Annotated in this window: 26 protein-coding genes and 1 tRNA gene; 12 read left to right on the top strand and 15 right to left on the bottom strand. The window is 69.3% G+C overall.

Annotated elements, in window-relative coordinates:
* The first annotated feature begins 112 nt into the window (after positions 1-112).
* The 6 genes from MCHT01_RS23400 (at position 113) to MCHT01_RS23375 (ending at position 5534) form a co-directional block, all read left to right on the top strand.
* Entirely contained in the window at positions 113-2200 is a 2088-nt protein-coding gene (locus MCHT01_RS23400) for a PAS domain-containing sensor histidine kinase (RefSeq protein WP_067069502.1), read from the top strand.
* Positions 2197-2853 (top strand): response regulator transcription factor, encoded by a 657-nt coding sequence (locus MCHT01_RS23395; RefSeq protein WP_067069499.1) that lies wholly within the window; start codon positions 2197-2199, stop codon positions 2851-2853. Before MCHT01_RS23400 ends, MCHT01_RS23395 begins: the two co-directional genes overlap by 4 nt.
* Positions 2854-2914: 61 nt before the next feature.
* On the top strand, positions 2915-3892 hold the full coding sequence (gene thiL / locus MCHT01_RS23390; RefSeq protein WP_067069668.1) for a thiamine-phosphate kinase: 978 nt from the start codon (positions 2915-2917) through the stop codon (positions 3890-3892).
* Between the two features lie 7 nt (positions 3893-3899).
* Positions 3900-4451, top strand: a complete 552-nt coding sequence (locus MCHT01_RS23385) for a phosphatidylglycerophosphatase A family protein (RefSeq protein WP_067069496.1) — start codon at positions 3900-3902, stop codon at positions 4449-4451.
* Between the two features lie 19 nt (positions 4452-4470).
* On the top strand, positions 4471-4971 hold the full coding sequence (locus MCHT01_RS23380) for a CinA family protein (protein ID WP_067069492.1): 501 nt from the start codon (positions 4471-4473) through the stop codon (positions 4969-4971).
* Positions 4972-5018: 47 nt separating this feature from the next.
* Positions 5019-5534 carry a hypothetical protein gene (locus tag MCHT01_RS23375; RefSeq protein WP_067069489.1) on the top strand — a complete coding sequence of 172 codons (516 nt, stop codon included), beginning with the start codon at positions 5019-5021 and terminating at the stop codon, positions 5532-5534.
* Positions 5535-5591: 57 nt separating this feature from the next.
* Here MCHT01_RS23375 and MCHT01_RS23370 read toward each other — a convergent pair whose 3' ends face one another.
* The 9 genes from MCHT01_RS23370 to MCHT01_RS23330 form a co-directional block, all read right to left on the bottom strand.
* Complete coding sequence (locus MCHT01_RS23370) at positions 5592-8039, bottom strand: putative bifunctional diguanylate cyclase/phosphodiesterase (RefSeq protein WP_067069486.1); 2448 nt, start codon at positions 8037-8039, stop codon at positions 5592-5594.
* A 4-nt stretch (positions 8040-8043) separates the two neighbouring features.
* Complete coding sequence (locus MCHT01_RS23365) at positions 8044-8751, bottom strand: methylamine utilization protein (protein ID WP_148661686.1); 708 nt, start codon at positions 8749-8751, stop codon at positions 8044-8046.
* A 27-nt stretch (positions 8752-8778) separates the two neighbouring features.
* Positions 8779-9846 carry a DNA polymerase III subunit delta gene (holA, locus tag MCHT01_RS23360; protein ID WP_067069484.1) on the bottom strand — a complete coding sequence of 356 codons (1068 nt, stop codon included), beginning with the start codon at positions 9844-9846 and terminating at the stop codon, positions 8779-8781.
* Between the two features lie 19 nt (positions 9847-9865).
* Positions 9866-10375 carry an LPS-assembly lipoprotein LptE gene (locus MCHT01_RS23355; protein ID WP_067069481.1) on the bottom strand — a complete coding sequence of 170 codons (510 nt, stop codon included), beginning with the start codon at positions 10373-10375 and terminating at the stop codon, positions 9866-9868.
* A 3-nt stretch (positions 10376-10378) separates the two neighbouring features.
* Complete coding sequence (leuS, locus tag MCHT01_RS23350; protein WP_067069477.1) at positions 10379-13012, bottom strand: leucine--tRNA ligase; 2634 nt, start codon at positions 13010-13012, stop codon at positions 10379-10381.
* Between the two features lie 95 nt (positions 13013-13107).
* Entirely contained in the window at positions 13108-13602 is a 495-nt protein-coding gene (locus MCHT01_RS23345) for an ExbD/TolR family protein (protein WP_067069474.1), read from the bottom strand.
* 31 nt (positions 13603-13633) lie between these two features.
* Positions 13634-14284 (bottom strand): MotA/TolQ/ExbB proton channel family protein, encoded by a 651-nt coding sequence (locus tag MCHT01_RS23340; protein ID WP_067069471.1) that lies wholly within the window; start codon positions 14282-14284, stop codon positions 13634-13636.
* Positions 14285-14303: 19 nt separating this feature from the next.
* Positions 14304-15110, bottom strand: coding sequence for a 4-hydroxy-tetrahydrodipicolinate reductase (gene dapB, locus MCHT01_RS23335; protein ID WP_067069468.1), 807 nt, complete (start codon positions 15108-15110; stop codon positions 14304-14306).
* Complete coding sequence (locus MCHT01_RS23330) at positions 15107-15703, bottom strand: outer membrane protein assembly factor BamE (RefSeq protein WP_084453275.1); 597 nt, start codon at positions 15701-15703, stop codon at positions 15107-15109. Before MCHT01_RS23330 ends, dapB begins: the two co-directional genes overlap by 4 nt.
* Before the next feature lie 82 nt (positions 15704-15785).
* On the opposite strand from MCHT01_RS23330, the gene fur reads away from it, so the two are divergent.
* Positions 15786-16220, top strand: coding sequence for a ferric iron uptake transcriptional regulator (fur, locus tag MCHT01_RS23325; protein ID WP_067069465.1), 435 nt, complete (start codon positions 15786-15788; stop codon positions 16218-16220).
* Between the two features lie 17 nt (positions 16221-16237).
* Here the strand turns inward: fur and hprK are convergent, their stop codons facing one another.
* The 3 genes from hprK to hpf all read right to left on the bottom strand — a co-directional run bounded on the left by hprK (position 16238) and on the right by hpf (position 18314).
* Positions 16238-17200: an HPr(Ser) kinase/phosphatase gene (gene hprK, locus MCHT01_RS23320; RefSeq protein ID WP_067069463.1), complete on the bottom strand. Its 963-nt coding sequence runs from the start codon at positions 17198-17200 to the stop codon at positions 16238-16240.
* A 31-nt stretch (positions 17201-17231) separates the two neighbouring features.
* Positions 17232-17702, bottom strand: a complete 471-nt coding sequence (gene ptsN, locus MCHT01_RS23315; RefSeq protein ID WP_067069460.1) for a PTS IIA-like nitrogen regulatory protein PtsN — start codon at positions 17700-17702, stop codon at positions 17232-17234.
* A 270-nt stretch (positions 17703-17972) separates the two neighbouring features.
* On the bottom strand, positions 17973-18314 hold the full coding sequence (gene hpf, locus MCHT01_RS23310; protein WP_067069457.1) for a ribosome hibernation-promoting factor, HPF/YfiA family: 342 nt from the start codon (positions 18312-18314) through the stop codon (positions 17973-17975).
* 776 nt (positions 18315-19090) lie between these two features.
* On the opposite strand from hpf, the gene corA reads away from it, so the two are divergent.
* A complete protein-coding gene (gene corA, locus MCHT01_RS23305) occupies positions 19091-20080 on the top strand; it encodes a magnesium/cobalt transporter CorA (protein WP_067069454.1) in 990 nt (329 codons plus the stop codon).
* 543 nt (positions 20081-20623) lie between these two features.
* Here corA and MCHT01_RS23300 read toward each other — a convergent pair.
* Positions 20624-21259 (bottom strand): glutathione peroxidase, encoded by a 636-nt coding sequence (locus MCHT01_RS23300; RefSeq protein ID WP_067069452.1) that lies wholly within the window; start codon positions 21257-21259, stop codon positions 20624-20626.
* A gap of 172 nt (positions 21260-21431) precedes the next feature.
* On the opposite strand from MCHT01_RS23300, the gene MCHT01_RS23295 reads away from it, so the two are divergent.
* The 4 genes from MCHT01_RS23295 to MCHT01_RS23280 all read left to right on the top strand — a co-directional run bounded on the left by MCHT01_RS23295 (position 21432) and on the right by MCHT01_RS23280 (position 24378).
* A complete protein-coding gene (locus tag MCHT01_RS23295) occupies positions 21432-22307 on the top strand; it encodes a ferritin family protein (protein ID WP_067069446.1) in 876 nt (291 codons plus the stop codon).
* A gap of 213 nt (positions 22308-22520) precedes the next feature.
* Entirely contained in the window at positions 22521-22940 is a 420-nt protein-coding gene (locus MCHT01_RS23290; RefSeq protein ID WP_067069444.1) for a VOC family protein, read from the top strand.
* Between the two features lie 103 nt (positions 22941-23043).
* The gene (locus MCHT01_RS23285) at positions 23044-23907 is read left to right on the top strand and encodes a DUF3034 family protein (RefSeq protein WP_067069442.1); all 864 of its coding nucleotides are present in this window, start codon (positions 23044-23046) and stop codon (positions 23905-23907) included.
* A gap of 15 nt (positions 23908-23922) precedes the next feature.
* Positions 23923-24378 (top strand): group I truncated hemoglobin, encoded by a 456-nt coding sequence (locus tag MCHT01_RS23280; protein WP_067069440.1) that lies wholly within the window; start codon positions 23923-23925, stop codon positions 24376-24378.
* 95 nt (positions 24379-24473) lie between these two features.
* Here the strand turns inward: MCHT01_RS23280 and MCHT01_RS23275 are convergent.
* Positions 24474-24549: transfer RNA gene (locus MCHT01_RS23275), tRNA-Phe, on the bottom strand.
* Positions 24550-24625: 76 nt separating this feature from the next.
* Complete coding sequence (locus MCHT01_RS23270; RefSeq protein WP_067069439.1) at positions 24626-25351, bottom strand: response regulator; 726 nt, start codon at positions 25349-25351, stop codon at positions 24626-24628.
* Positions 25352-25359 lie beyond the last annotated feature (8 nt).

Raw genomic sequence — 25359 nt, 5'->3', positions numbered from 1 at the left:
CGCATCGCCCCGGCGCCTCGCGAGGCCATACTGCCTGCCCCGCTTTCGTGCCGGAGGGCGATCCTCGCCGCGCGCGGCTTTCAATCCGCTTTCCGTCCTCCGCTGTCCGCCCATGCACGCCGTCGCTCCGCCTCCCTTCACGCCCGCGCGGCCGCGCCGCTGGCGCCGCGCGCTGCTGTGGGGGACGCTGGTCGGGCTGCTGCTGGTGGCGCAGTCGCTGCTGCTGACCCTGACGGTGAGCCACGAGGCCGCCCGCGCGCAGGAGGCCTCCGACCTGGCCGCCGCCGAGGTCACCGCCCGTGGCAAGCAGCTGGTGAGCCGTGACCTGCAGGCGCTGCAGGGCCTGCTCTGGGCGCAGGACGACGAGTGGCGCACCAACGCCGCCGCGCTGATGCGCCAGACCCGGGTGCTGCTGCGCATCGAGCTGCGCGACCGCAACCGCGAGGTGATCCGCGCCGTCGACACGCCCTACGCGCCGCCGCTGTTCTCGACGCTGTCACGCAACCAGCTGCAGCTGGAGACCGAGCTCGCCTGCATCGCCGCGCTGCGTCAGGGCACGCCGCTGTTCTCCCGCTCGTACTTCGTGCCGGGCTCGGGCGGCGACGGACTGGAGGTCACCGACCTGTGCCTGCCGCGCGTGCGCGCCGGCGAACCCGCCTCCTACGTCGTCGCCACCGTGGGCCTGCGGCCGCTGCTGGAGGAGTCCATCTCCCAGGACCAGGCGCGCCGCTTCGAGATGTCCTTCGTCGAGGGCGACGGCACGCGGCTGGCGCGCACCGGCCTGACGCGGGGCAGCGGCTTCTACCTGTCCGAGCGCCTGCTCGACCTGCCCGGCCTGAGCCTGCAGCTGCGCGTGGACAACGCGACCGGGCGGCCGCAGCTGATCCCGAACCTGGCGACCGCGCTGGTGATCGGGCTGTCGCTGGCGCTGTTCGCGCTGGTCATCGTGCTGGCGCGCGACGGCCGCAAGCGCGCCGAGGCCGAGCATGCGCTGGCCGAGTCGCTGGCCTTCCGCCAGGCGATGGAGAACTCGCTGATCACGGGCCTGCGCGCCCGGGATCTGGACGGCAACATCAGCTACGTGAACCCGGCCTTCTGCGCGATGGTGGGCTATCCGGCCGAGGAGCTGGTGGGCAGCGGCCGGCCGCCGAATCCGCCGCTGTACTGGCCGCCCGAGTTCACCGACGAGTACTGGCGCCGCCACCGCGACCGCGAGGCGCGCTGGGAAGCCGGCCTGCCGCCGCGCGAGGGCTTCGAGACCGTCTTCGCGCGCGCCAGCGGCGAGCGCTTCCCGGTCATGATCTACGAGGCCCCGCTGCTCAACGCCGAGGGTCAGCAGACCGGCTGGATGAGCGCGGTGCTGGACCTGAGCGCGCAGCGCAAGGTCGAGGAGCTGTCGCGCCAGCAGCAGGACCGTCTGCAGGCGACGGCGCGCCTGGCGACGGTGGGCGAGATGGCCTCGCTGCTGAGCCACGAGCTGAACCAGCCCTTGGCGGCGATCGCCAGCTACGCGACCGCGTCGATCAACCTGATGGTGCGCGAGGCCGACGACCCGCAGACACCGGCCATGGTGCGTCAGGCCGTCACCCGCATCGCCGAGCAGGCCGAGCGCGCCGGCCGCGTGATCAAGAGCGTGCACGACTTTGTCCGCCGCCGCGAGGCCGCGCGCGAATGGACCGCCGTCGACCAGCTGATCGAGGCGGTGCTGCCGCTGGTGCGGCTGCAGGCGCGCAAGAGCGGCGCGCGCATCGAGCTCGACGTGCCGCGCGGCCTGCCGCGGGTGCGCTGCGACCGGACCATGGTCGAGCAGGTGCTGCTCAACCTGACCCGCAACGCGATCCAGGCCATGGATGGCCCCACGCCGCTGGCGGATCGCGCGCTGATCCTGCGCGTGCACCGCTTGCAGCCCAAGTGGCTGAGCTTCGCCGTCATCGACCATGGCCCGGGCATCCCGCCCGAGGTCGCGCGCCAGCTGTTCACGCCCTTCTTCACCACCCGCACCGAGGGCATGGGCCTGGGCCTGAGCCTGTGCCGCACCGTGGTCGAGCAGCACGGCGGCGCGATGGACTTCGAGAGCCGCGTCGCGCCGCAATCGCCCACCGGCACCGAGTTCCGTTTCAGCCTCCCCTGCGAGGATGGCGCCGGATCGCCCCGCGCGGCCGGCAGCCGCAACACGCTTTCTGGAGAATCGTCCGCATGAAGCCGCAGTCCCTGCCCATGGTCTATCTGGTCGACGACGAGGAGGTCGTGCGTGACGCGCTGGCCTGGCTGCTGCGCTCGCGCCGGCTGCTGTCCGAGGGCTTCGGCAGCGCCGAGGCCTTCGAATCGATGCTGGACGCGCTGCCGCGCGGCGGGGTGGACTGGCCGACCGCGCCGAGCTGCCTGCTGCTGGACGTGCGCATGCCCGGCATGAGCGGCCTGGCCTTGTTCGAGCGCCTGATCGAGCGCGGCCTGCAGCAGACGCTGCCGGTGATCTTCCTGACCGGTCACGGCGATGTGCCGACGGCGGTGGCGGCGGTCAAGCGCGGCGCCTACGACTTCGTCGAGAAGCCGTTCTCGGACAACGCGCTGGTGGATCGCGTCGAGCAGGCGCTGGCGGTGAGCTCCGCCGCGATCGAGGCCCGCGACAGCCACAAGGCGCTGGACCAGCGCGTCGGCGACCTCACCGAGCGCGAGCGCGAGGTCATGCAGCTGGTGGTGCAGGGCCTGCCCAACAAGCTGATCGCGGACCAGCTCAACATCAGCGTGCGCACCGTCGAGGTCCACCGGGCGCGCGTCTTCGAGAAGATGAACGTGAAGTCCGCGGTCGAACTCTCCAACCTGCTGCGCGGCGACAATGCCGCCCATGGCTGAATCCCCCGCATCGTCCTCGACATCGCCAGCGGCATCGCATGACCCCGGAACCCGCCGTCCGCTGGGCGAGTTCGACCTGATCGACCGCTACTTCGGCCGCGGCGCGCGTGCCGGGCGGATCGAGGGCGGCGCGGTGACGCTGGGCATCGGCGACGACTGCGCCGTGCTGACGCCCACCCCGGGCCACCAGTGGCTGGTCTCGGCCGACATGCTGGTCGAGGGCCGGCACTTCCTGAGCACCGTGTCGCCGCGCCGGCTGGGCCACAAGGCGCTGGCGGTGAACCTGAGCGACCTCGCGGCCTGCGGCGCCTCGCCGCGCGCCTTCCTCCTGTCGCTGGCGCTGCCCCGCGTGGACGAGGCCTTCCTGGCCGGCTTCTCCCAAGGGATGTTCGAGCTGGCCGACGCGCACGGCATCGTGCTGGCCGGCGGCGACACGACCGCCGGGCCGCTCAACATCAACATCACCGTGATGGGCGAGACGCCCGCGGGTCAGGCGCTGCTGCGCTCGGGCGCGCGCCCCGGCGACGACGTGTGGGTCAGCGGCACCCTGGGCGATGCGCGGCTGGCGCTGGAGGTCTTCCGCGGCACGCTGTCGCTGCCCGGGCAACAATTCGACGAGGCGCGTCTGCGCATGGAGCTGCCCGAGCCGCGCGTCGCGCTCGGTCGCGCGCTGCGCGGCATCGCGAGCGCGGCGGTCGATGTGTCCGACGGCCTGATCGGCGACATCGGCCATGTGCTGACACGCTCCGGCGTGGGCGCCACGCTGCGTCTCGCGGATCTGCCGCGCTCGGCGATCCTGGGCGCGCAGCCGGAGGCCGTCCAGCAGCTGTGCCTGCTCACCGGCGGCGACGATTACGAACTGGTCTTCACCGCGCCCGCCGACCAGCGCGAGCGCGTCATCGAGGCCGGGCATGCGGCGGCGACGCCCGTGTACCGCGTCGGCCGCATCGAGGCCGAGCCGGGCTTGCGCGTCGTCGACGGCGCCGGCGCGACGGTGTCGCTGGCGTCCCTGCGCGGCTTCGATCATTTCAAGTCCTGAGCCTCCCATGAGCGACGACCTTCCGCTTCCGCCCGTGCGCGCGACGCTCGGCTTCATGCTTCGCCATCCGGCGCACTGGATCGGCATCGGCTTCGGCTCGGGGCTGTCGCCGCGGGCGCCGGGCACGGTGGGCACGCTGTGGGGCTGGGCCTCGTTCGCGGTGCTCAACCTGTGGCTGAGCCCGACGCAATGGGGCCTGCTGATCGCGGCGAGCCTGGTGGTCGGCTGGTGGGCCTGCACGGTCACCGCGCGCCACATGCGCACCTGCGATCCCGGCGCGGTCGTCTGGGACGAGATCGTCGCCATCTGGCTGATCCTGTGGCTGGTGATGCCGGCGGGCTTCTGGTGGCAGCTGGCGGCCTTCGGCGTGTTCCGCTACTTCGACGCCGCCAAGCCCGGTCCGGTGCGCTGGGCCGACGGCCTGTTCAAGATCGAGCCCGGCAAGCCGGTGACGGTCTGGCAAGGCTTCGGCATCCTGTTCGACGATCTGGTCGCGGCCGGATGTACGCTCGTGGTGCTGGCCATCGCCAAGGCCGCGTGGCCGCACCTGGGCGGCTGATCATTCCTCTGGAGGCCCCATGCTGTTTCCCGACGAGTCCGAACTGATCGAACGCATCGCCCTCGCGCTGATCCAGCGCAAGGAACGCATGGGCACCGCCGAGTCCTGCACCGGCGGCCTGATCGCCGCGGCCTGCACCTCGCTGGCGGGATCGAGCCAGTGGTTCGAGCGCGGCGTGGTCAGCTACAGCAACGAGGCCAAGACCGAGCTGCTGGGCGTGCCCGCCGCGATGATCGCGCTCAACGGCGCGGTCAGCGGCGAGGTCGCCGAGCACATGGCCCGCGGCCTGATCGCGCATGCGCCGGTGGACTGGGCGCTGGCGGTGACCGGTGTGGCCGGCCCCGGCGGCGGCAGCGAGGCCAAGCCGGTCGGCACGGTGTGGCTGGCGCTGCTGCACGGCCGCAAGCCGGTCCGGGTGTGGAAGGAGCTCTTCCCCGGCAACCGGCATTCGGTGCGCGCGCAGACCGTGCGCGCCGGGCTCGAGGCGCTGTGCGACGCGCTCGAGGACCGCGACACCTGACCGGGGCCTGGCCGAAGGGCCGGAGCCACTTGTCGACGAGGCGCAGCATGTCTTTCCCGAGCACCCCGCGGACCAGATCCATCTGCCTGCAAGGCCTCGTCGCGCTGGCGCTCTGCGCGGCGCTGGGCAGCGCCGGCGCGATGTCCCGGATGGGCGAGGCCGGCGTGCTGGAGAAGGACGGCCTGCCGTGCTTCGTCGTGCCCGCCAGGGAGCTGGCGCGCGGGCCGAACGTGCGGGTGCGGGCCGTGTCGGTCAGCGATGCGTCGACCCAGCCGGTGGTCAGCGTGTGGCGGGCGTGGATCGATCCGCCGGCCGCGCCGAGTTCCGCCGCCGATTGCATCGCCTACGGGCAACTGCCCGCCCGGCCGGAGGATCCCCCGCCGGCGGTGCTGCAGACCGGCAAGGTCTACGAGGTCTATCTCAATGGACGCTCGTCGGATCCGTCCGATGCGACGCGGGGCTATGCCGCGAAGTTCTGCCTGGCCGTCGACGCCGCGGGCGCACGGCGCGTGATCCCGGTGATGCGGGGGACATCGGCGTGGCATGACGGGGTGTGCCGCTGAGCACGAGCCCCCTGCCGTCGCCGCGCGTGCTCGCGCGGGCGGCAGGCCAGGCCGGGCTCACAGGTTCGCGAGGATGGTGCTGGCGCGCGCGTCGCCCAGATCCGGCGGCCGCCAGTTCTTGAGCCACTCGGGGAACTGGTCCCCGGGCATGGGCCTCGCCAGCAGATAGCCCTGGCCCTGGTCGCAGCCCAGTGTCTGCAGCAGCGTCCAGGCCTTGGCCGTCTCCAGCCCTTCGGCGACCACGCTCAGCCCCAGGTTGTGGGCCAGCTCGATGGTGGAGCGCACGATCTTGGCGTCGTCGATGTCGCGCTCCATGTTCATCACGAAGCTGCGGTCGATCTTGAGCTCGTCCACCGACAGCTGCTTCAGATACGCGAGCGACGAGTAGCCCGTCCCGAAATCGTCGATGGACAGCTTGAAGCCCAGCGCATGCAGCTGCTCCAGCGTCTGCAGCGCGCGCTGCGGGTCGTCCATGATCGCGGACTCGGTGATCTCCAGGCACAGCGCCGACGGCGGCACGCCGGCGGCGAGGTCGGCGACCTTGATCGCCAGGTCCTGGTCCATCAGGTCGCGGGTCGACAGGTTCACGCTGATGGGCACCGCCAGGCCCTCGCGCTCCAGTCCGATCCAGGCCTGCGCCGCCGCGTGCAGCATCCACGCGGTGATCTGGCGGATGAAACCGGTCTGCTCGGCGAAGGGGATGAACTCCATCGGCGGCACCATGCCGCGCGACGGATGCTGCCAGCGCACCAGCGCCTCGGCGCCTGCGATGCGCTGGCCGTGCAGGTCGACCTTGGGCTGCAGGAAGAGCCGCAGCTCCCCGGCGTCGATCGCGTGGCGCAGCTCGCTCAGCAGCGACAGGGACTCCTGGCTGGCCGCGTCCATGCTGGCCGCGTAGACCTCGCAGCCACTTTGTCCGCGCTTGGCCGCGTGCATCGCCAGCTCCGCGCGCGCCAGCAGCATCGCGGGGTCGTGACCATGCTGCGGATACAGCGACACGCCCATGCCCGCCGACAGGTCCACCGTCTGGTCGTCGATGCTGAGCGCGCGCTCGAAGTCGCGCTGGATGCGCTTGCAGACGGCCTCGGCGCGCGTCGCGCCGGCGCCCTCGATCAAGAGCAGGAACTCGTCGCCGCCCAGCCGCGCGATCAGGCGGACCTCGTCCTTGAGCAGGTGTTGCAGCCGGTCCGCCACCGCGCGCAACAGCCGGTCGCCGAAGCCGCGGCCGAGCACGTCGTTGACGTGCTTGAAGCGGTCCAGGTTCAGCATCAGCAGGGCGAAGCGCTCGTTGCTGTCGGCGATGCGCCGCGCCAGCGCCTGGCTGAACTGCTCGCGGTTGGGCAGGTCGGTCAGCGGGTCCCAGAAGGCGAGGCGGTGGACTTCCTCCTCGCGCGCGCGGATGCCTTGGCGCATGGCCTCGAAGGCCTCGGCCAGATCGCCGATCTCGTCGCGCGAGGGCCGCGTCACCGGCCGCGCGTAGTCGCCCGCGCCGAGCCGGCGCGCCTCGCCCGCCAGTGCCTTGACCGGACCGCTGATGCGCCGCGCCGTCAGCACCGCGCCGACCGCGAAGACGGCCACGCCCGCCAGGCTCAGGCCCAGCAGCATCCATTGCAGCTGGCGGTAGGGCGCCAGCGCGTCGTCGACCGAGCGCAGCAGCAGCACCGCCATCAGGCGCTTGTCGTCGCCGCCGTGGGCCAGCGGCTGCAGCCGGGCCTGGAACTGCTCGCCGTCGAGGCGCAACTGGAAGGTCTGCGCGGGCGGCTGCTCGGCCCGGTCGGCGGTGCCCGCCGCCGGCTGCGCGATCGCGGGCAGCTCGCGCAGGACGAGCTCGGTGTTGGCGGCATCCAGCACGCTGGCCAGTACCGTCCAGGCGCCGTGCTCGGGCCGGCTCAGCAGCACGCCCTCGATGTTGGCGATGCGGCGCAGCTCCCGCAGCTGGTCCTGCCGCATCTCGAAGCCCATGAACACCCAGCCGCCCAGGCCCGCGGCGCGCATGCGCGCCACCACCACCTGATAGGCCCTGTCGCCCAGCAGCACGATCTGGCTCTGCGTGCGGCCCTGCTGCTGCCGGCTCACCCCGCGCAGCATCGGCGCGACCCGGCCGGCGATGGGATCGGTCGCGGTGACCAGCTGGAAGGCGTCGTTGGCGTAGCCGATGAAGCTCGCCTCGCCGCGCTCGCTCAGGTTCTTGAAGACGTCCTGCAGCGTGACGCGCAGCTCGTCGCCCTCGATGCCGGCGCCCACCAGCTGGCGCAGGCCGTAGTCGGACTGCAGCAGGTCGGCGATCAGGCCGCGCTGCTCGGCGTCCTGCTCGACCAGCTGCGTGAAGATGCGCTCGCCCGCGGCCAGCTCCTCCGCGACCGAGGCCCGCGCGTTGCGGCCGATGCCCTGGTTGATCAGGGCCAGATTCATCAGCTGGACGACTACCAGCAGCGCCAGGAACAGCGCGACGATGCGCCCCTCCAGCCGCCGCAGGTTGAGGAAGTCGGGCCAGCGCATGGGCATGGCGTCAGTCGCGCAGTTCCACCTTCAGCACGCCGGGCGCGCCGGCGGCCACGGTCAGCGGCTGCGCGGTCGGCGCGGCGTTGCCCATGCGCGTGGCCCACAGGCGCACGCGGTGCTCGCCCGGTGGCAGGTCGAGCTTGACCTCGCCCTGCGCGTCGGCCCGGCCGAACACCGGCGTGTCGACGACGACGATGTGGGCGCTCATCCGGTCGTGGATGTTGCAGCCGAGCTGGGCCACGCCGGACTTGTCGAAGACCACCGGCTCGGCCGGCGTGCCGGAGTACAGCTTCAGCTCGAAGCGCTTGGTCGGCGAGAACGAGTAGACGTGGTGCCGGACCGTGTCGAAATTCGGGAAGTTCACCGCCGTGCCGGTCTGCACGATCAGCAGCTGCGGCTGGAACTGGCGGTCCTTCTGGCCCATGGTGGCGGTGACGCCGGCCCCGGCCTTGGCCGGCTGGCCGCGCAGCTCGACCGCGACGACCGCGTCCGGCACCGGCGCGCCGCCGGCATCGCGGACCTGGATCGTCCACGGAGCGGCCTGGGCGGCGACGGCCAGGAACCCGGACATCGCCACGATCGGCACCGGCAGCGCGCGCCGGGCGGACGACAGGAACACGTGGAGGACGCCCGGGCGAGGCAAGAAGCGGCCCTCGGGGGCGGGAGCGCGGCCGGAAGGGCCGGCGCGCAGGCTGAAGCGGCGGAGCAGACTCATCGACGGCGCCTGATGGACGACAAGGCGTCAACCATAGCGGGTTTTCTGGGCCGGCGGTCGGAGGGCTTGCTCCAGCATGAGGGCCAATCGGGCCAGGGCTTCCCAGGGATCGGCGGGCCATTCGGGGTGGCGCAGGCCCTTGACGATGCCGTCGCAGATCTGCGCGGCCACCAGCAGACGCGCCAGCGACGCGCCGTGCAGTTGCGGGACGATGCGCTCGAACAGGCGCTCCTTGGCGCCCCAGACGCGCGCCTCGCGCAAGGCCATGGGCAGCGGCTTGCCCGCGCCCACCGCGTCCTGGACGCGCTTGAGCGCCCGGATGTCCTCGGCCATGGTCCAGTGCACCAGCACCGCGGCCTCGCCCTCGGCTTTCAGGCCCTCGAGCATGCGCAGCACGCGGCCCACGCGGCCGCCCAGCAGCGCCTCGCTGAGCTTGAACACGTCGAAGCGGGCCACGTCCAGCACGGCGGCCTCGATGTGCTGCAGGCTGAGCTCGCCCGGCGGGTGCAGCAGCGCCAGCTTCTGCAGCTCCTGGTGGGCGGCGAGCAGGTTGCCCTCGACGCGGTCGGCGAAGAACTCCAGCGCCTGCTGGCCCTCCGGGCCGGACGCGACGGGTTGGCCCTGCTGCTGCAGGCGCCGGGCGATCCAGGCGGGGAGCTCACGGCGTTCGACCGGATCGACCTTGATCGAGACGCCGGCCGCGTCCAGCGCGGTGAACCAGGCGCTGCTCAGCTGGGTCTTGTCCAGGCGGGGGAGCGTGACCAGGGTCAGGACGTCGGGGGGCAGGCCCTCGACGTAGCGCTGCAGGGCCTCGGAGCCCTCCTTGCCGGGCTTGCCGCCGGGGATGCGGATCTCGATCAACTGCTTGTCGGCGAACAGGCTCATCGCCTGGGACGCGGCGATCACCGGCGCCCAGTCGAAGTAGCCGCCGACGACGGTGAAGACCTGGCGCTCGCTGTAGCCCTGCTTGCGGGCCTCGGCGCGCAGCGCGTCCGCGGCCTCCTGCGCGAGCAGCGGCTCGTCGCCGTGCACGACGTAGACCGCCTTCAGGCCCTTGGCCAGGTGGGCCGCGAGGGCCTCCGCCTTGATCTGCATGCCGCGTGCCGCCCCGCGTTCAGTTGGGCAGGTGCACCGCGGCCAGGCGGCGCAGCAGCAGGCCCACGGCCTCGACCTGCATGGCCTTCTGCAGCGAGGCTTCCTCCTGCTCCTTGGCCAGGGCGGCGCTTTCGCTGTAGTTCATGTCGCGGGTCAGGCGCAGTTCGGTGCGGGGCAGCAGGATGTCCCCGCCGGCCGAGCGCAGCGAGTAGTCCAGCGACAGCCGCAGCTGCCATTCGGTGATCTGCCCGGCGGCGGTGGTCGCCACCGAGGTCTTGTCGCGGATCTCGCGCTCGGCGTCGATGATGACGTCGGCGCGGTTGGGATCCTCGACCAGCTGGACGGTGCTGCGCGCCACCTGGCGGCGCAGCTCCTGCGCGAGCGGGGAGTGCGGGATGAAGCCGGTCAGCGCCAGCGTCTTGAAGTGGTACACCGGTTCCTTGCGCAGCTCGAAGCCGCAGCCCGACAGCAGGGCTGCGGCGCCCAGCGCGCCGAAGGTTCCGAACGACAGCAGATCGCGGCGCTTCATGGCTCAGACCACCACGTTGACGAGACGACCCGGGACGATGACGACCTTCTTCGGTGTCTTGCCCTCGGCGAACTTCTCGAACTCGGGATTGGCCAGCGCGGCGGCCTCGATGGCCGCCTTGTCGGCCGAGGCGGCGACCTTGATCGAGCCGCGCAGCTTGCCGTTGACCTGCAGCATCAGCTCGATCTGGTCCTGCACCAGGGCCGACTCGTCGACCGCGGGCCAGGGCGCGTCCAGCAGCTCGCCGAGCTCCGAAGAGAAGCCCAGCTCGTTCCACAGCGCGTGCGCGATGTGCGGGCAGGCCGGGTAGATCACGCGCAGCAGCACCGAGAAGCCCTCGCGCACCGCGGCCGACTGGCCCTCGGCCTTGAAGCCCTCCAGTGCGTTCAGCAGCTTCATCGCGCCGGAGACCACGGTGTTGTACTGCATGCGCTCGTAGTCGTACGAGACCTGCTTGAGCACCAGATGCACCTCGCGGCGCAGCGCCTTGCCGTCGTCGTTCAGCGCGGCGAAGTCCGCGCCGCCGCTCTTGATCGCGTCGGCCTGCTTCGAGCCGAAGCCCCACACGCGCTTGAGGAAGCGGTGCGCGCCCTCGACGCCGGCGTCGTTCCACTCCAGCGTCTGCTCGGGCGGGGACGCGAACATCACGAACAGGCGGGCCGTGTCGGCGCCGTACTCGTCGATCAGGGCCTGCGGGTCGACGCCGTTGTTCTTCGACTTCGACATCGTCGTCATCTCGTACTCGAGCGGCTGGCCGTCGGCCTTGAGCGTGCCGCCGGTGGGCTGGCCGTGCTCGTTGCGGACCACGTCGACCTCGTGCTCCCAGTAGTAGAGCTTGCCGGCGTCTTCCGGCTTGCGGAAGAAGGCGCCCTTCAGCACCATGCCCTGCGTCAGCAGGTTGGTGAACGGCTCATTGAACTTGATGAGCTTGAGGTCGCGCATGACCTTGGTCCAGAAGCGCGCGTACAGCAGGTGCAGGATCGCGTGCTCGATGCCGCCGATGTACTGGTCCATCGGCATCCAGTAATCCGTGCCGTTCGCGACCATCTGCTCCGGATTGGTCGCGTCGCAATAGCGCATGAAGTACCACGAGCTGTCCACGAAGGTGTCCATCGTGTCCGTCTCGCGCTTGGCCGGTGCGCCGCACTTGGGGCAGGCGCAGTTCAGGAAGTCGGCGCGCTTGTTCAGCGGATTGCCGCTGCCGTCGGGGATGCAGTCCTCGGGCAGGACGACCGGCAAGTCCTTCTCGGGGACCGGCACGGGGCCGCAGGTCTCGCAATGGATGATGGGGATGGGCGTGCCCCAGTAGCGCTGGCGGCTCACGCCCCAGTCGCGCAGGCGCCAGGTGGTCTTCTTCTCGCCCAGGCCCTTGGCGCCGAGCAGTTCGGAGACCTTGTCCACCGCCTGCTTGTGCGTCAGGCCGTCCAGCGCGCCGGAGTTGATGCACACGCCCTTGACCTTGTCGCCGTAGGACTCGGCCCAGGCGTCGGCGCTCCACGGCTCGTCGCCGACCTTCACGACCTGCTTGAGCGCGATGCCGTACTTGTTGGCGAAGGCGAAGTCGCGCTCGTCATGCGCGGGGACACCCATGACGGCGCCGTCCCCATAGCTCATCAGCACGTAGTTGCCGACCCAGACCTCGACCTTCTCGCCGGTCAGCGGGTGCGTCACGAACAGGCCCGTCGCCAAGCCCTTCTTGTCCTGCGTCGCCAGCTCGGCCTCGGTCGTGCCGCCTTGCTTGCATTCCTCGATGAACGCGGCCAGGGCCGGGTTCGTCGCGGCGGCGTGCGCGGCCAGCGGGTGCTCCGGGGCCACGGCGCAGAAGGTCACGCCCATGATGGTGTCGGCGCGCGTCGTGAAGACGTAGAGCAGGCCGCCCTGGATCGGTTGGCCGTCCGCGCCCTGGATGTCGTGCGGGAAGGCGAAGCGCACGCCCTCGCTCTTGCCGATCCAGTTCTCCTGCATCAGGCGCACGCGCTCGGGCCAGCCGGACAGGTAGTTCTTGTCCGAGGGGTCGGCCACGGCGGCCAGCAGTTCCTCGGCGTAATCGGTGATCTTCAGGTAGTAGCCGGGGATCTCGCGCTTCTCGACCGTCGCGCCCGAGCGCCAGCCCTTGCCGTCGATGACCTGCTCGTTGGCCAGCACGGTCTGGTCGACCGGGTCCCAGTTCACGACCTGCGTGCGGCGCTCGGCGATGCCGGCCTCCAGCATCTTCAGGAACAGCCACTGGTTCCAGCGGTAGTAGTCGGGCTTGCAGGTGGCGATCTCGCGCGACCAGTCGATGGCCAAGCCCATCGCCTGCATCTGCGACTTCATGTAGGCGATGTTGTCGTAGGTCCACTGCGCGGGCGGGACCTTGTTCTTCATCGCCGCGTTCTCGGCCGGCAGGCCGAAGGCGTCCCAGCCCATGGGCATCAGGACGTTGTAGCCCTTCATGCGCAGCTGACGGGTCAACATGTCGTTGATCGTGTAGTTGCGGACATGGCCCATGTGCAGCTTGCCGCTGGGGTAGGGCAGCATGGAGCAGGCGTAGAACTTGGGCTTGGACGCGTCCTCGACGACGCGATAGGCGTCGCGGGCGTTCCAGTGATCGCGGGCGGCCTGTTCGACCTCGGAGGGGGCGTATTTCTCGTTCATGGTGCTCGGGCAAACGTAGCCGGCGATTGTAGGAGACAGACCCGCCGCGGCCACGGCCTCGGCGGGCGTTGGGCGAGGTCGAGACCCGGGGGAGCTCAGCGCTTGACTGCCGGCGCGGGCTCGGCGGGCAGCTTGATCTTGCCGGTCGCGGCGGGCGCGCGGGGCGCGTCCGCGCCCTCGCCGTTCTCGGCCACGAAGGCGATCCGGTTCAGCCCGGCCGACTGGGCCCAGCCGATCAACTGCGCGACGCGGCCGTAGGGCACGTCGCGGTCGGCGCTCAGGCGGAGCTCCGCGTCGGGTTGGCGCTCGGCGACCTGCTGGAGGCGCTCGCGCACGGCCGGGGCGTCGAGCTTCTCCTCGCCGACCTGGTAGTCGCCCCCGGGGGTGATCGACAGCGCGATGAAGCGGGCGCCCGGTCCGGGCGCGGCGGCGTCGCTCCGCGGCAGGTTCAGCTTGAGCGCGCTGCCCATCAGCGGGGCCGCGATGATGAAGATCACCAGCAGCACCAGCATGACGTCGATCAGCGGCGTCATGTTGATCTCGCCCATGGGCTTGGGCGCTTCGCGGCGTTCGAGGCGGCCGAACTTCATGGCGACCGGATCCGTGACGGGGCCGGGCCGCTCAGGCCGACGGGCCGGCGAGCAGCTCGCGCAGGTCGTGCGCGAAGCCCTCGAGCTCGGCCTCGCAGGCGCCGACCCATTTGCCGAACAGGTTGTAGGCCAGCACCGCCGGGATGGCCACGGCCAGGCCGGCGGCGGTCATGATCAGCGACTCGCCCACCGGGCCCGAGACCTTGTCCAGGCTGAAGTTGCCGGTCGAGGAGATGCTCAGCAGCGCGTGGTAGATGCCCCAGACCGTGCCGAAGAGGCCGACGAAGGGCGCCGTGCTGCCGATGGTGGCCAGCAGGACCTGACCGCGGCTCAGGCCGGCGATCACCGCGTGCAACGCGTCGCGCAGGCGGCGGGTGAGCTGGGCCTGGCGTTGCGCCGAGGCGGCCAGCGTGCCGGCGGGGCTGTCCGCGACCGCGGCGTCGACCAGCGGCGCCAGCAGGCCTTCGCGGTCCAGCGTGTGGATCTGGTCCCGACCCTGGGCCAGCGCGGGCGCGGCCCAGAACACGGGCAGCGCGCGGACCAGGTCGCGGCGGGCGCGGGCCAGCGTCCAGCCGCGCCAGAAGATCAGCACCCAGCTGCACACCGACATCGCCAGCAGCAGCAGCGAAACGAAACGGGCGACACCGTCGCCCGCTTGCCAGAGAGAGATCAGCTCGCGCATCGGGTCGCGGAGGTCGTGCTCAGGCGATGCCGAGCACGTCGTTCATGTCGAACAGGCCGGTCGCGCGGGTGCCCAGGAAGCGGGCGGCGCGCAGGCTGCCCTGCGCGAAGGTCGCGCGGCTGGACGCCTTGTGGCTGATCTCGATGCGCTCGCCGATGCCCAGGTACATCACGGTGTGGTCGCCGATGACGTCACCGCCACGCACGGTGGCGAAGCCGATCGTGGACGGGTCGCGCTCGCCGGTCACGCCTTCGCGCCCGTAGACCGCGCAGGTCTTCAGGTCACGGCCCAGCGCCTGGGCGACGACCTCGCCCATCTTCAGCGCGGTGCCGCTGGGGGCGTCGACCTTGTGACGGTGGTGGGCCTCGACGATCTCGATGTCGTAGCCGTGCGAGAGCGCCTGGGAGGCCTGCTCCAGCAGCTTGAGCACGACGTTGACGCCGACGCTCATGTTGGGCGCCATCATGACGGCGGCGCGCTGGGCGTACTCGCCGATCTTGGCCTTCTCGTCCGGGCTGAAGCCGGTGGTGCCGATGACCGTCTTCACGCCCAGTTCCGCGCACAGGGCCAGGTGGGCCAGGGTGCCTTCGGGGCGGGTGAAGTCGATCAGTACGTCGGACCGGGAGAGTCCGGCGCGGACGTCGCTGGTGATCGCGATGCCCGTGGTCTGGCCCAGGCAGGCGCCGGCGTCCTGACCGAGCGCGGGGCTGCCGTCACGGTCGAGCGCGGCGCTCAGCTGCAGGTCGTCCGAGGCCAGCACGGCCTCGATGAGCATGCGGCCCATGCGACCGGACGCGCCGGTGATCGCGATGCGCAGGCGGCTCATCGACGGGCTTCCAGCGGCGGGTAGTCGCGCGTGGCGCCCATCGGCTCGGCCGCGGAGGCGGCGGTCGCCACCTTGGCGGGCGGCGGCAGCGCCTGGCGTTCCGCCTCGGTCAGCTCCAGCTTGGGCTCGGCGCCCTTGAGCTTGAGCGTGTTGATCGAGGCGATGAATTCCTTCTCGGTCGGCAGGTCATCGGGAGCGTCGATCTTGGACAGCTTGTCGCCGTCGAAGCTCAGCAGGATGTGCCGGTTCTGCGGGGCCGCGCCCTGGCGGCGGATCGTGAAGACGTAGTCCCAGCGCGCCTCGTGGAAGACGTCGGTCAGCAGCGGGGAGCCGAGCGCCTCGCGGACCTGGGCGCGGGTCATGCCCGGCTTGACCTGGGCGAGCTGCTCCTTGGTCACGACGTTGCCCTGGACGATCTCGACGCGGTACGGGGTCACGAGACCCAGCACCTTGTCACCGCTCACGGAGAGGGCGTCGAACTTGGGCATCTGCGAGCAACCGCCCAGCGCCAGGAGACCGATGATCAGGCCGGCGGTCGTGCCGCGGACGGGCGTCCGGCGGGCAAGGCGGGCGATACGGGAATTCAATGACATGGCGCAACCGGGCCTAGGCGCAAGGGCTATGATCCGCGGATTCTAGCGGCACGCACCCACGCTCTCCGCAGGCGCAATCCCCATGAACCGGTCAGACGAAATCAAGAACAGCGGGCTCAAGGCCACGCTGCCCCGCATCAAGATCCTCGAGATCTTCCAGACCGCCCAACAGCGGCACATGACCGCCGAGGACGTTTACAAAGCTTTGCTGGATGAACGCGCCGACATCGGTCTGGCCACGGTCTACCGCGTGCTGACGCAGTTCGAGCAGGCCGGCCTGCTCTCGCGCAATCATTTCGAGTCGGGCAAGGCGGTCTTCGAACTCAACGAAGGCCATCACCACGACCACCTGGTCTGCCTGACCTGCGGCTTTGTCGAGGAGTTCTACGACCCGCAGATCGAGGAGCGCCAGCACGCCATCGCGCAGGAGCGCGGCTTCCAGCTGCAGGAGCACTCGCTGGCCCTGTATGCGAACTGCGTGAAGAAGGACTGCCCGAACAAGTCGGGCATGCGCTGAGGCGCTCCGGCCCCTGATCAGCCCGCGTCGTTGAGCCCTTGCTCGATGGCGCGCTGATGGCGCTCGACGAACTCGCGGTAGGTGTCGATGCCGCGCAGTTGCAGGATGGTGTTGCGCACCGCCGCCTCGACCAGCACCGCGAGGTTGCGGCCCGCGTCCACGGCGATCACCACCTTGCGCACCGGCATGCCCAGCACGTCCTCGTAGAGCGGCTCGTAGGGCAGGCGCTCGAAGTCGCGCTCCATGGTCTCCTTGCGGACCAGGTGCACGATCAGCTTGAGCCGCATCTTCCGGCGCACCGCCGTCTCCCCGAAGATCGCCTTGATGTCCAGCAGGCCGATGCCGCGGACTTCCAGCAGATTCATCAGGAGCTCGGGGCAGCGGCCCTCGATCGCCTCCTGCGCGATGCGGAAGAAATCGACCGCGTCGTCCGCCACCAGGCCATGGCCGCGGCTGATCAGTTCCAGGCCCAGTTCGCTCTTGCCCAGGCCGGACTCGCCGGTCAGCAGCACGCCCAGGCCCAGGATGTCCATGAACACGCCATGGCGCGTCGTGCGGTTCGCGCAGACGTGGGCCAGGTAGGCGCGCACCAGGTCGATGACATGGCCGGCCGACTCGGCGGTCGTGAACAGCGGGATCTCGGCGCGGTCGCACATCGCGACCAGACGGTCGGGCGGGACCTGGTCGTCGGCCACGATGATGACCGGCGGCTCCAGCGTGACGATGCGTGCGATGCGGCGGTCCAGCACGTCGCCGGAGGCCTGGCTCAGATAGCCGACCTCGCGCCGGCCCACGATCTGGACGCGGTAGGGATGGATGTAGTTCAGGTAGCCGACCAGGTCGGCGGCCGACTGGGCGTCGCGCAGCGCGGCTTCGTCGAAGCGGCGCTCAGGGTGCGCATGGCCGGCGATCCACTCCCAACGCAGGGCCTCGCGGTGTTCTTCGAACAGCCGGTCGGCGCTGATGGAGGTGGCTTTCACGAATCGGTCGGGGAGAGAGAGTGCGCGGGCCTCAGGCGACCGATTTCATCGGTTCCCAGTCGGCGATCAGGCGATGCACGGTGGCGGCCTCCGACTCGGTCTTGAGCCGCTCGCGCAGCTCGCGGTCGGACAGCATCTCGGCGATCTCGGACAGGATCTCGAGATGGCGCTGGGTGGCGGCCTCGGGCACCAGCAGGAAGATCAGCAGGGTGACGGGCTCGTCGTCCGGGGCGTCGAAGCCGATGGGCTGCTGCACGCGCAGCACGGCGGCCAGCGGATTCTTCAGGCCCTTGATGCGGCCGTGCGGGATCGCCACGCCATGGCCCAGGCCGGTCGAGCCCAGTCGCTCGCGGGCGAACAGGTTGTCGGTGACCGAGGCGCGGGAGATCGAGTGGTTGTTCTCGAAGAGCAACCCGGCCTGCTCGAAGACCCGCTTTTTGCTGGAAGCGTCCACATCGACCAGCACGTTGCTGGCGGGAAGGATGGCGGCGAGACGGTTCATCGGGCAGAGCGCCGATCGGTACGGATCGGCGGGGCTGGGGAAGCACTGCGCACCAGGTCGGCGCGCAGATCCGGGGGTTGAAGGCGGAGATTATAGGAATCACGTCGCCTTGACGGGCGTGACGGATGCGACGGAGCTGTGAAAACGTCGCCGTTGCTGCTGCATTGCAACAATTCTCGACAAAAAGGCGGCCTCGGGGGCCGCCTCTGCTGCGAACCTGGGGAAAGCCCCAGGGTCTTTCGCGCGTCTGTCGGATCGGACGGGCCGGGCTCAGCCGGCGTTCATGTCCAGCCGCTTGGCGGACGCGTGATGGTGGTTCTGCACCCGATCCTTGTGTCGGCAGACTTGCCGATCCAGCTTGTCCATCAGCTCGTCGATCGCGGCGTAGAGGTCTTCATGCGAGTGCTCGCAGAAGATTTCGCGTCCCTTCACGTGCAGCGTCACTTCAGCGCGCTGACGTCGATCCTTCTCCTTCTGCTTCTCCACGGTCAGCAGGACGTTGACGTCCACGACCTGGTCAAAGTGGCGGATCACCCGGCTGAGCTTGTTCAGCACGTATTCGCGCAGAGCCTGAGTCACTTCGAGATGGTGGCCGCTGATGGTCAGGTTCATAAAGCCTCCTTTCACAAGGGCTTGGTCGGAAACAAGAGAGGGGCCGCGGGGGCCGGAGCAAAGAGCGGAGGTGTCTGGGGGTGGGTGTGCTCGGAAAGTGGGTGGAGGGGAGGGGGAACGGAAAGAACGAGAGGGCTTCAACGTGACGCGCGGGGCGTCGGGAATCGAGGCTCAAGGCGGCGGCGTGGCTCGTGTCGCGTCGCGCGGGTCTGAGGATGAAAGGGCCGCGAGGGCCGATGGCATGCGGGTTCCGAAGGATCTGGTGAGAAGGGACGAGTCCAGTCTGCTCCCGAAAACAGGCTCCGGCAAGTGATCAAAAGCAAGGTTTGGGGGCGAATATTCCCGCCTTGCAGCATGGCGGGGTCCGTGCTCGAATGCTGGATGTTGCGCGGCGGGGCCGGTCCGGTTGCCGGTGTTCTCGGGGCGATGTGATAATCCCGCATCCCGATTCCTGGAGTCCCTCTTGGACAGCGACCACCCTCGGTGGCCGTCCACTCCAGCGTCAATCCGCCGCCTTCCCTAAGCGTTCCTGGCCGATGACGGCGCCGAACCTCGCGTTCCGCGCTCCTGGCCATCTGCAGCGCCGCCGCGGCGCTTGTCCGGAGTGAGACGGGCCACCTTCAAAGCCCTTGCTCCCGGACCGCCGCGCTCGCCGGCCGTCCTTGCCCAGACAACTCCGCGCCGCGTCGCGACCCGCACACCGCCTCCAGGGTCCGTCAACGCGCATTCGAGCGTGTGCGTTCGCCCCGGCGAGCCCACGCCGACGAAGGACCCGCATGCTGAATGTGTTCACACTGGATAACGGCCGCCTCAAGGGCGGCATGGTCCAGGAAGAGATCTCGACCGCGCTCGATCTGGCCTCCGTGGCCGGCGCCGAACGGGCCCCGGTCTGGGTCGACCTGGAATCCCCGACGCCCGAGGAGAAGGACTGGATCCGCGAGCGCTTCGGCCTGGTGATCCCCGAGGACATCGTCGACGAGGACCTGGAGGAATCCGCCCGCTTCTACGAGGAAGACAACGGCGAGCTGCACATCCGCTCCGACTTCCTGATCGACGACATGGAATCGCCGCGCAACGTGCGCGTGGCCTTCATCCTCCATGGCAACGTGCTGTTCTCGATCCACAACGAGGATCTGCCCGTCTTTCGCCTGCTGCGCCTGCGGGCCCGCCGCATCCCCGCGCTGATCGAGGATGCGAAGGACGTGCTGCTCAAGCTCTACGACGCGGACGCGGAGTACTCGGCCGACGTGCTCGAGGGCATCTACGACAACCTGGAGAAGGTCAGCGCGCGCGTGCTGAAGAAGGACGTCAACGACACCGAGGCCGGCGAGGTGCTGGCGGCCATCGCGCGCGAGGAGGACTTGAACGGGCGTATCCGGCGCAACGTGATGGACACGCGCCGCGCGGTCAGCTTCATGATGCGCAGCCGCATGCTCAACGCCGAGCAGTTCGAGGAGTCGCGCCAGATCCTGCGCGACATCGACTCGTTGGACTCGCACACGGCCTTCCTGTTCGACAAGATCAACTTCCTGATGGACGCCACGGTCGGCTTCATCAACATCAACCAGAACAAGATCATCAAGATCTTCTCGGTGGCCAGCGTGGCGCTGCTACCGCCCACGCTGATCGCCAGCGTTTACGGCATGAACTTCGACGGGATGCCGGAGTTGCACTGGAAGTACGGCTACTACTTCGCCATCGGGCTGATGGTGGCCTCGGTGGCCGCGCCCTTCATCTATTTCCGCCGCAAGGGGTGGCTGGCCTGAGACGGGCCTGACGGTGGCGCAGGGCCATGAAAAAAGGGCTTCCGCGATGACGGAAGCCCTTGAGAAGAAAAGAAGCCATCAAGACGCCCCGGGCCAACGAGGGAGGGAGGGAGGAGGAGGAGAAAGGCCTCGGGATTGCAGCTTCACGAGGAAGCAGGTCTTGCGGCTGAAATGGTGTGCTGAATGTACTCCGGTCGATCCCAGGATCGGTGCAAACCCGTAGCCCCGACTTCGTCTTCCGGCCTCTTAAGGTCGGTCAAAGCCAGCCCTGATACGGGTCCCTGCATCGGTCGTGGCAACCGGTGTTCCCGGTGTCGGCGCGGACCTGGCGCGATCGATGTCTCCTCGTGTCGTGATCGCGGTGCCGTGCTCAGCAGGGCTTCATGGTGCAACGCATCGCGGGCCCTGTCATCCCGTCGATGAAGGAAAAAGTGAGCAACTGTCACCGGTGTCCCGGCTAGCCGGGACAGTTTTCAGGCCGATGACAGCAGGCCCGACCCGTGCGGATCGAGGGTCGATTCCATGGGCCCGCGGCGGCCGATCTCACTGCTGCGACAGCAGCTTTTCCAGAGCCTGCGTGAACGGCTGGCTGTCCGGCGAGACGCCCGACGCGAAGCTCATCACCTGCTTCCCGTCACGGGAGATCAGGTACTTGTGGAAGTTCCACTTGGGCGACTGGCCGGTGCGCTTGGCCAGGTCGGCGAACAGCGGGTTCAGGTCGGTTTTGCCGGCGGCGACGCTGCTCTTGCTGAACATCGGGAACTTCACGTTGAAGGTGTTCTCGCAGAACTCGGCGATCTCCTTGTTGGAGCCGTACTCCTGGTTGCCGAAGTCACCGGACGGAAAACCGAGGACCACCAGACCCTTGTCCGCATAGCGCGCGGAGATGGCTTCCAGTGCCTTGTACTGCGGCGTGTAGCCGCAGAAGCTGGCCGTGTTGACCACCAGCACCACCTTGCCGGCGTACTGGCACAGCGCCTGGGGCTTTTCGTCCTGCAGGCGCGGCATCTGCCGCTGGAGGAGTTCCGGGCAGGCGGCGGGGGCGGTGGAGGCTTCGGCGGCGGGCGCGGCGTACGCGCTCGAGGCCGGCAGCGACGCGAGCACCGTGACGAGCGTGGCGGCGGCGAGGGCGGAGCCGCCGGCGAGACGACGGACGAAGGCACCGAGGGTGGCGGACATGGGGATCTCCTGATTCGACGTGATCCGGACCCGTGCCGACTGCGTAACAACCGAAGCTGGCATGAGATCCGGCGGAAGCGGCATTAGGCCAGATCGCCCCACGGGATCAGGGCCGTAAGGGATTGTCATGGTGCGACCGGTAGAATCCGCCGCGCTTAACAGGACGCTGACGATGCTTTACCCCGAACTCTTCAAGCAGCTCGAGGCTGTGCGCTGGAACATGGACACGGATATTCCGTGGGACAAGTTCGACGCTTCCATGCTGACGGACGACCAGGCGCGCACGATCAAGATGAACGCGATCACCGAGTGGTCGGCGTTGCCCGCCACCGAGATGTTCCTGCGCGACAACAAGGACGACAGCGACTTCTCGGCCTTCATGAGCGTCTGGTTCTTCGAGGAGCAGAAGCATTCGCTGGTCCTGATGGAATACCTGCGCCGCTTCCGTCCGGACATGGTGCCGACCGAAGCCGAGCTGCACGAGGTCCGCTTCGAGTTCGACCCGGCGCCCGCGCTGGAGACGCTGATGCTGCACTTCTGCGGCGAGATCCGTCTGAACCACTGGTACCGCCGTGCCGCCGAATGGCATACCGAGCCGGTCATCAAGGCCATCTACGAAACCCTGTCGCGCGACGAAGCCCGCCACGGCGGCGCCTATCTGCGCTACATGAAGCGCGCGATGACCAAGTTCGGTGACGAGGCCCGCGCCGCGTTCGCCAAGGTCGGCGTGCTGATGGCCAGCGCGCGTCGCACCGCCCAGGCGCTGCACCCGACCAACCTGCACGTGAACGCCAAGCTGTTCCCGCGCGACACCATCCAGAGCCGCCTGCCCGATCCCGAATGGCTGGAGACCTGGCTGGACAAGCAGATCCAGTTCGACAGCGTCTGGGAGAACAAGGTCGTCGAGCGCATCCTGCACAACATGAGCCTGCTGATGGAGCGCAGCTTCGCCAGCGTCCAGGAGCTCAACCGCTTCCGCAAGGAGCTGACGCAGCGTCTGGCGCAGGCTGCCCAGGGCGGCGAAGGCGCCGCGCCGCAGGCGACCTGAGCTTCGCTCTCGCTCGTTGAACCAGGCCCGCTCATGCGGGCCTTTGTCCTTTCTGGCGGGCGCGACGGACGTTCCTCGGATCGGCCCCGCCCCAGGGGCCGGGTCTTGCCCGGAGGATCGCGGATCGCACAAGGCCCCGGGTGGTGCGCGCGAGGCCGGTCTTGGCCACAATGCGGCATCCATTTGTTTCACTCCGCCATCCGCCGAGCGCTCATGAAGTATTTGCACACCATGGTCCGCGTGACCGACGTCGACGCCTCCCTGAAGTTCTACCGCGACGCGCTGGGCCTGGTGGAAGTCCGCCGCAGCGAGCACGAGGCGGGTCGCTTCACGCTGATCTACCTGGCCGCGCCAGGCGATGAGGACGCGCAGATCGAGCTGACCTACAACTGGGACCCCGAGGCCTATGCCGGTGGTCGCAACTTCGGCCACGTGGCCTACGCCGTGCCGGACATCTACGCGGCCTGCCAGCGTCTGATGGACCATGGCGTGCTGATCAATCGCCCGCCGCGCGACGGCCGCATGGCCTTCGTGCGTTCGCCCGACAACATCTCGGTCGAGCTCCTGCAGGACGGCCCGGCGCTGCCGCCGGCCGAGCCCTGGATCTCGATGCCCAACACCGGCGCCTGGTGATCCCCGGCCCCGCTTCAGTCCGTCGCTGAAGTCTGGCGATGCCCCCATCGATGCCGCTCTGTCTTCCGCCATGAAACAGCTCCTGCTTCGATCCCTCATTCCGATGCTGCTCGCCGTTCCGCTGGCCTGCGCGGCGCAGGCCCAGGGCAAGCTGCTCCTGACGGGCGGCGTGAGCAGCATCGACGGCGCCGCCGGCGGCGGTCTGTCGCCCTGGGCGCTGACCGGCAGCTACGCGACCAACGGTCAGGTCGGCGCCACCGCGTACTTCACGCGCCTGCCGGTGCAGGACTACAGCCTCACCGGCTACGGCGCCGCGGTGGCCTTCGGTGACCGCGCCGAGCTGTCGCTGGCGAAGCAGGATTTCTCCGCCTCGTCGACAGGGGCGGCGCTGGGCCTGCCGGGGCTGCGCCTGAAGCAGACCATCCTCGGCGCGAAGGTCCGGCTGATAGGGGATGCGGTGCTGGACGCCGACACCTGGATGCCGCAGATCGCGCTGGGCGTCGAGTACAAGCATCTGGATGCGGGAGGCCTCGATCCGACGCTGACGGCGCTGGGCGCCAGACGCAATGGTGTCGACGTCTACGTGAGCGCCACCAAGATCTTCCTGGCGCAGAGCACGCTGGTGAACGTGACGCTGCGCGGCAGCCGCGCGAACCAGAACGGCCTGCTGGGCTTTGGCGGGACGGCGAGCAAGAGCTACTCGCTGCTGCCCGAGGTCTCGGTGGCCTACCTGATCAACAAGCAGTGGGCCGTGGGGGTGGAGTACCGCGCCAAGCCCGACAAGCTGAATCCGTCCATCCTGGGCGACGCGCTGCGTGAGGACGACTGGAAGGACGTGTTCGTCGCCTGGGCGCCGAACAAGCATCTCTCGCTGACGGCGGCCTATGTGGATCTGGGCCGCATCGTGCCGGGCATCCAGCCGCGGCGGCAGCGCGGGGTGTACGGCTCGATCCAGTTGGCCTATTGATCGGGGAGGTCGCAGATGACACGCATCGTTCAAGCTGGCCCTTCGCTGGGGCTGCCGCTACGGGCCGCGCTCGTGACCCTGGCGCTGTGGAGTGGCTCCGCGTCCTGGGCCGCGGATGACACGCTCTTCCGGGCGCTGGGCGGCGACGCTGGCATCGCCCGCATCGTTGACGGCCTGATCGATCGCGCCTACCTGGATGACCGCATCAAGGCCAAGTTCGACGGCGTCAAGCAAGCGGCGTTGAAGGAATCGATCCGCAAGCAGTTCTGCCAGCTCAGCGGTGGCCCGTGCGTCTATGACGGCGAGACGATGAGGAACTCGCATGCGCAGCTGGCGCTGACCAAGGCCGACTTCAATGCGCTGGTCGAGGACCTGCAAGCTGCCATGGACGAACAGCAGGTTCCCTTCACCGTGCAGAACAAGCTGCTGGCGCTGCTGGCGCCGATGCATCGGGACATCATCACGAAGTGATCGCTGGCGGGGTCTTGCCCGTCGGAGCGCCCGGCCATCCCGGCGAGCGGCGCCCACAAAGCAGAAAGCCCGGCAGAGCCGGGCTTTCTTGAATCTGGTGGCCAAGGGCGGAATCGAACCACCGACACGCGGATTTTCAATCCGCTGCTCTACCAACTGAGCTACTTGGCCGTGAGACTGGGTCTCTGTCTCCGCTGTTCCGAGTCTTGCGACGCGTTGTTGAGCAGCGAAGACCGCGACTATAACACTAAATTCCGGTCCCGCGCTTGTTTCGCGAAAGATCGACGCCGAGCTGCTTCAGCTTCCGGTACAGATGGGTGCGTTCCAGCCCCGTCTTCTCCGCCACGCGGGTCATGGAGCCGTTCTCCTTGGCCAGGTGGAACTCGAAGTAGCTCTTCTCGAAGGCGTCACGCGCCTCGCGCAGCGGGCGGTCCAGCTCGAACACCTGCTCCGAGGCCAGGCCCTGCTGATGGGGAAGCGGCGTGACGGGCGCCAGGCCCGCCGAGGCCATCGGCAGCACGCCGGGCGCCGCGGGGGGCAGCGCCTCGGGGCGCGGATAGCTGGCCGGAACGCCGAGCACCGGTGGGGCCGCCGGGGCCGGCCGGGGCGTCGTCTTCACCAGCGCCTGCTCCACCGCGCGCAGCAGCTTCTGCAGGGTGATGGGCTTCTCGAGGAAGGCCATCGCGCCGAACTTGGTCGCCTCGACGGCGGTGTCGATCGTGCCGTGGCCGCTCATCATGATGACGGGCATCGTGAGCTGGCCGGTGCTGCCCCACTCCTTGAGCAGCGTCACACCGTCCACGTCCGGCATCCAGATGTCCAGCAGGACCAGGTCGGGCCGGCTGCGCTCGCGGCTGGCGCGCGCTTCCTGCGCGTTCTTCGCCAGCTCGATCGTGTGCCCCTCGTCCGAGAGGATTTCAGACAAGAGGGCACGGATGCCCAGTTCGTCGTCAACAACAAGAATGGTTGCCATGTATGCCT

This window comes from Mitsuaria chitosanitabida ATCC BAA-476 = NBRC 102408, assembly GCF_001598255.1.
GTDB lineage: Bacteria > Pseudomonadota > Gammaproteobacteria > Burkholderiales > Burkholderiaceae_C > Roseateles > Roseateles chitosanitabidus.
Note: the sequence above shows the minus strand (reverse complement) of the source record. Positions and strands in the feature narration are given on the sequence as shown.

What these genes read in the sequence shown, in the direction of transcription:
- corA (WP_067069454.1), top strand. Translation starts at nt 19,091, where the DNA reads ATGCTGAATGTGTTCACACTGGATAACGGCCGCCTCAAGGGCGGCATG.
- MCHT01_RS23300 (WP_067069452.1), bottom strand. Translation starts at nt 21,259, where the DNA reads ATGTCCGCCACCCTCGGTGCCTTCGTCCGTCGTCTCGCCGGCGGCTCC.
- fur (WP_067069465.1), top strand. Translation starts at nt 15,786, where the DNA reads ATGAACCGGTCAGACGAAATCAAGAACAGCGGGCTCAAGGCCACGCTG.
- MCHT01_RS23330 (WP_084453275.1), bottom strand. Translation starts at nt 15,703, where the DNA reads ATGTCATTGAATTCCCGTATCGCCCGCCTTGCCCGCCGGACGCCCGTC.
- MCHT01_RS23365 (WP_148661686.1), bottom strand. Translation starts at nt 8,751, where the DNA reads ATGAGTCTGCTCCGCCGCTTCAGCCTGCGCGCCGGCCCTTCCGGCCGC.
- MCHT01_RS23295 (WP_067069446.1), top strand. Translation starts at nt 21,432, where the DNA reads ATGCTTTACCCCGAACTCTTCAAGCAGCTCGAGGCTGTGCGCTGGAAC.
- MCHT01_RS23375 (WP_067069489.1), top strand. Translation starts at nt 5,019, where the DNA reads ATGTCTTTCCCGAGCACCCCGCGGACCAGATCCATCTGCCTGCAAGGC.
- MCHT01_RS23270 (WP_067069439.1), bottom strand. Translation starts at nt 25,351, where the DNA reads ATGGCAACCATTCTTGTTGTTGACGACGAACTGGGCATCCGTGCCCTC.
- MCHT01_RS23285 (WP_067069442.1), top strand. Translation starts at nt 23,044, where the DNA reads ATGCTGCTCGCCGTTCCGCTGGCCTGCGCGGCGCAGGCCCAGGGCAAG.
- MCHT01_RS23400 (WP_067069502.1), top strand. Translation starts at nt 113, where the DNA reads ATGCACGCCGTCGCTCCGCCTCCCTTCACGCCCGCGCGGCCGCGCCGC.
- MCHT01_RS23290 (WP_067069444.1), top strand. Translation starts at nt 22,521, where the DNA reads ATGAAGTATTTGCACACCATGGTCCGCGTGACCGACGTCGACGCCTCC.
- MCHT01_RS23280 (WP_067069440.1), top strand. Translation starts at nt 23,923, where the DNA reads ATGACACGCATCGTTCAAGCTGGCCCTTCGCTGGGGCTGCCGCTACGG.
- MCHT01_RS23385 (WP_067069496.1), top strand. Translation starts at nt 3,900, where the DNA reads ATGAGCGACGACCTTCCGCTTCCGCCCGTGCGCGCGACGCTCGGCTTC.
- hpf (WP_067069457.1), bottom strand. Translation starts at nt 18,314, where the DNA reads ATGAACCTGACCATCAGCGGCCACCATCTCGAAGTGACTCAGGCTCTG.
- MCHT01_RS23345 (WP_067069474.1), bottom strand. Translation starts at nt 13,602, where the DNA reads ATGAAGTTCGGCCGCCTCGAACGCCGCGAAGCGCCCAAGCCCATGGGC.
- MCHT01_RS23370 (WP_067069486.1), bottom strand. Translation starts at nt 8,039, where the DNA reads ATGCCCATGCGCTGGCCCGACTTCCTCAACCTGCGGCGGCTGGAGGGG.
- MCHT01_RS23395 (WP_067069499.1), top strand. Translation starts at nt 2,197, where the DNA reads ATGAAGCCGCAGTCCCTGCCCATGGTCTATCTGGTCGACGACGAGGAG.
- ptsN (WP_067069460.1), bottom strand. Translation starts at nt 17,702, where the DNA reads ATGAACCGTCTCGCCGCCATCCTTCCCGCCAGCAACGTGCTGGTCGAT.
- dapB (WP_067069468.1), bottom strand. Translation starts at nt 15,110, where the DNA reads ATGAGCCGCCTGCGCATCGCGATCACCGGCGCGTCCGGTCGCATGGGC.
- holA (WP_067069484.1), bottom strand. Translation starts at nt 9,846, where the DNA reads ATGCAGATCAAGGCGGAGGCCCTCGCGGCCCACCTGGCCAAGGGCCTG.
- MCHT01_RS23355 (WP_067069481.1), bottom strand. Translation starts at nt 10,375, where the DNA reads ATGAAGCGCCGCGATCTGCTGTCGTTCGGAACCTTCGGCGCGCTGGGC.
- leuS (WP_067069477.1), bottom strand. Translation starts at nt 13,012, where the DNA reads ATGAACGAGAAATACGCCCCCTCCGAGGTCGAACAGGCCGCCCGCGAT.
- MCHT01_RS23340 (WP_067069471.1), bottom strand. Translation starts at nt 14,284, where the DNA reads ATGCGCGAGCTGATCTCTCTCTGGCAAGCGGGCGACGGTGTCGCCCGT.
- MCHT01_RS23380 (WP_067069492.1), top strand. Translation starts at nt 4,471, where the DNA reads ATGCTGTTTCCCGACGAGTCCGAACTGATCGAACGCATCGCCCTCGCG.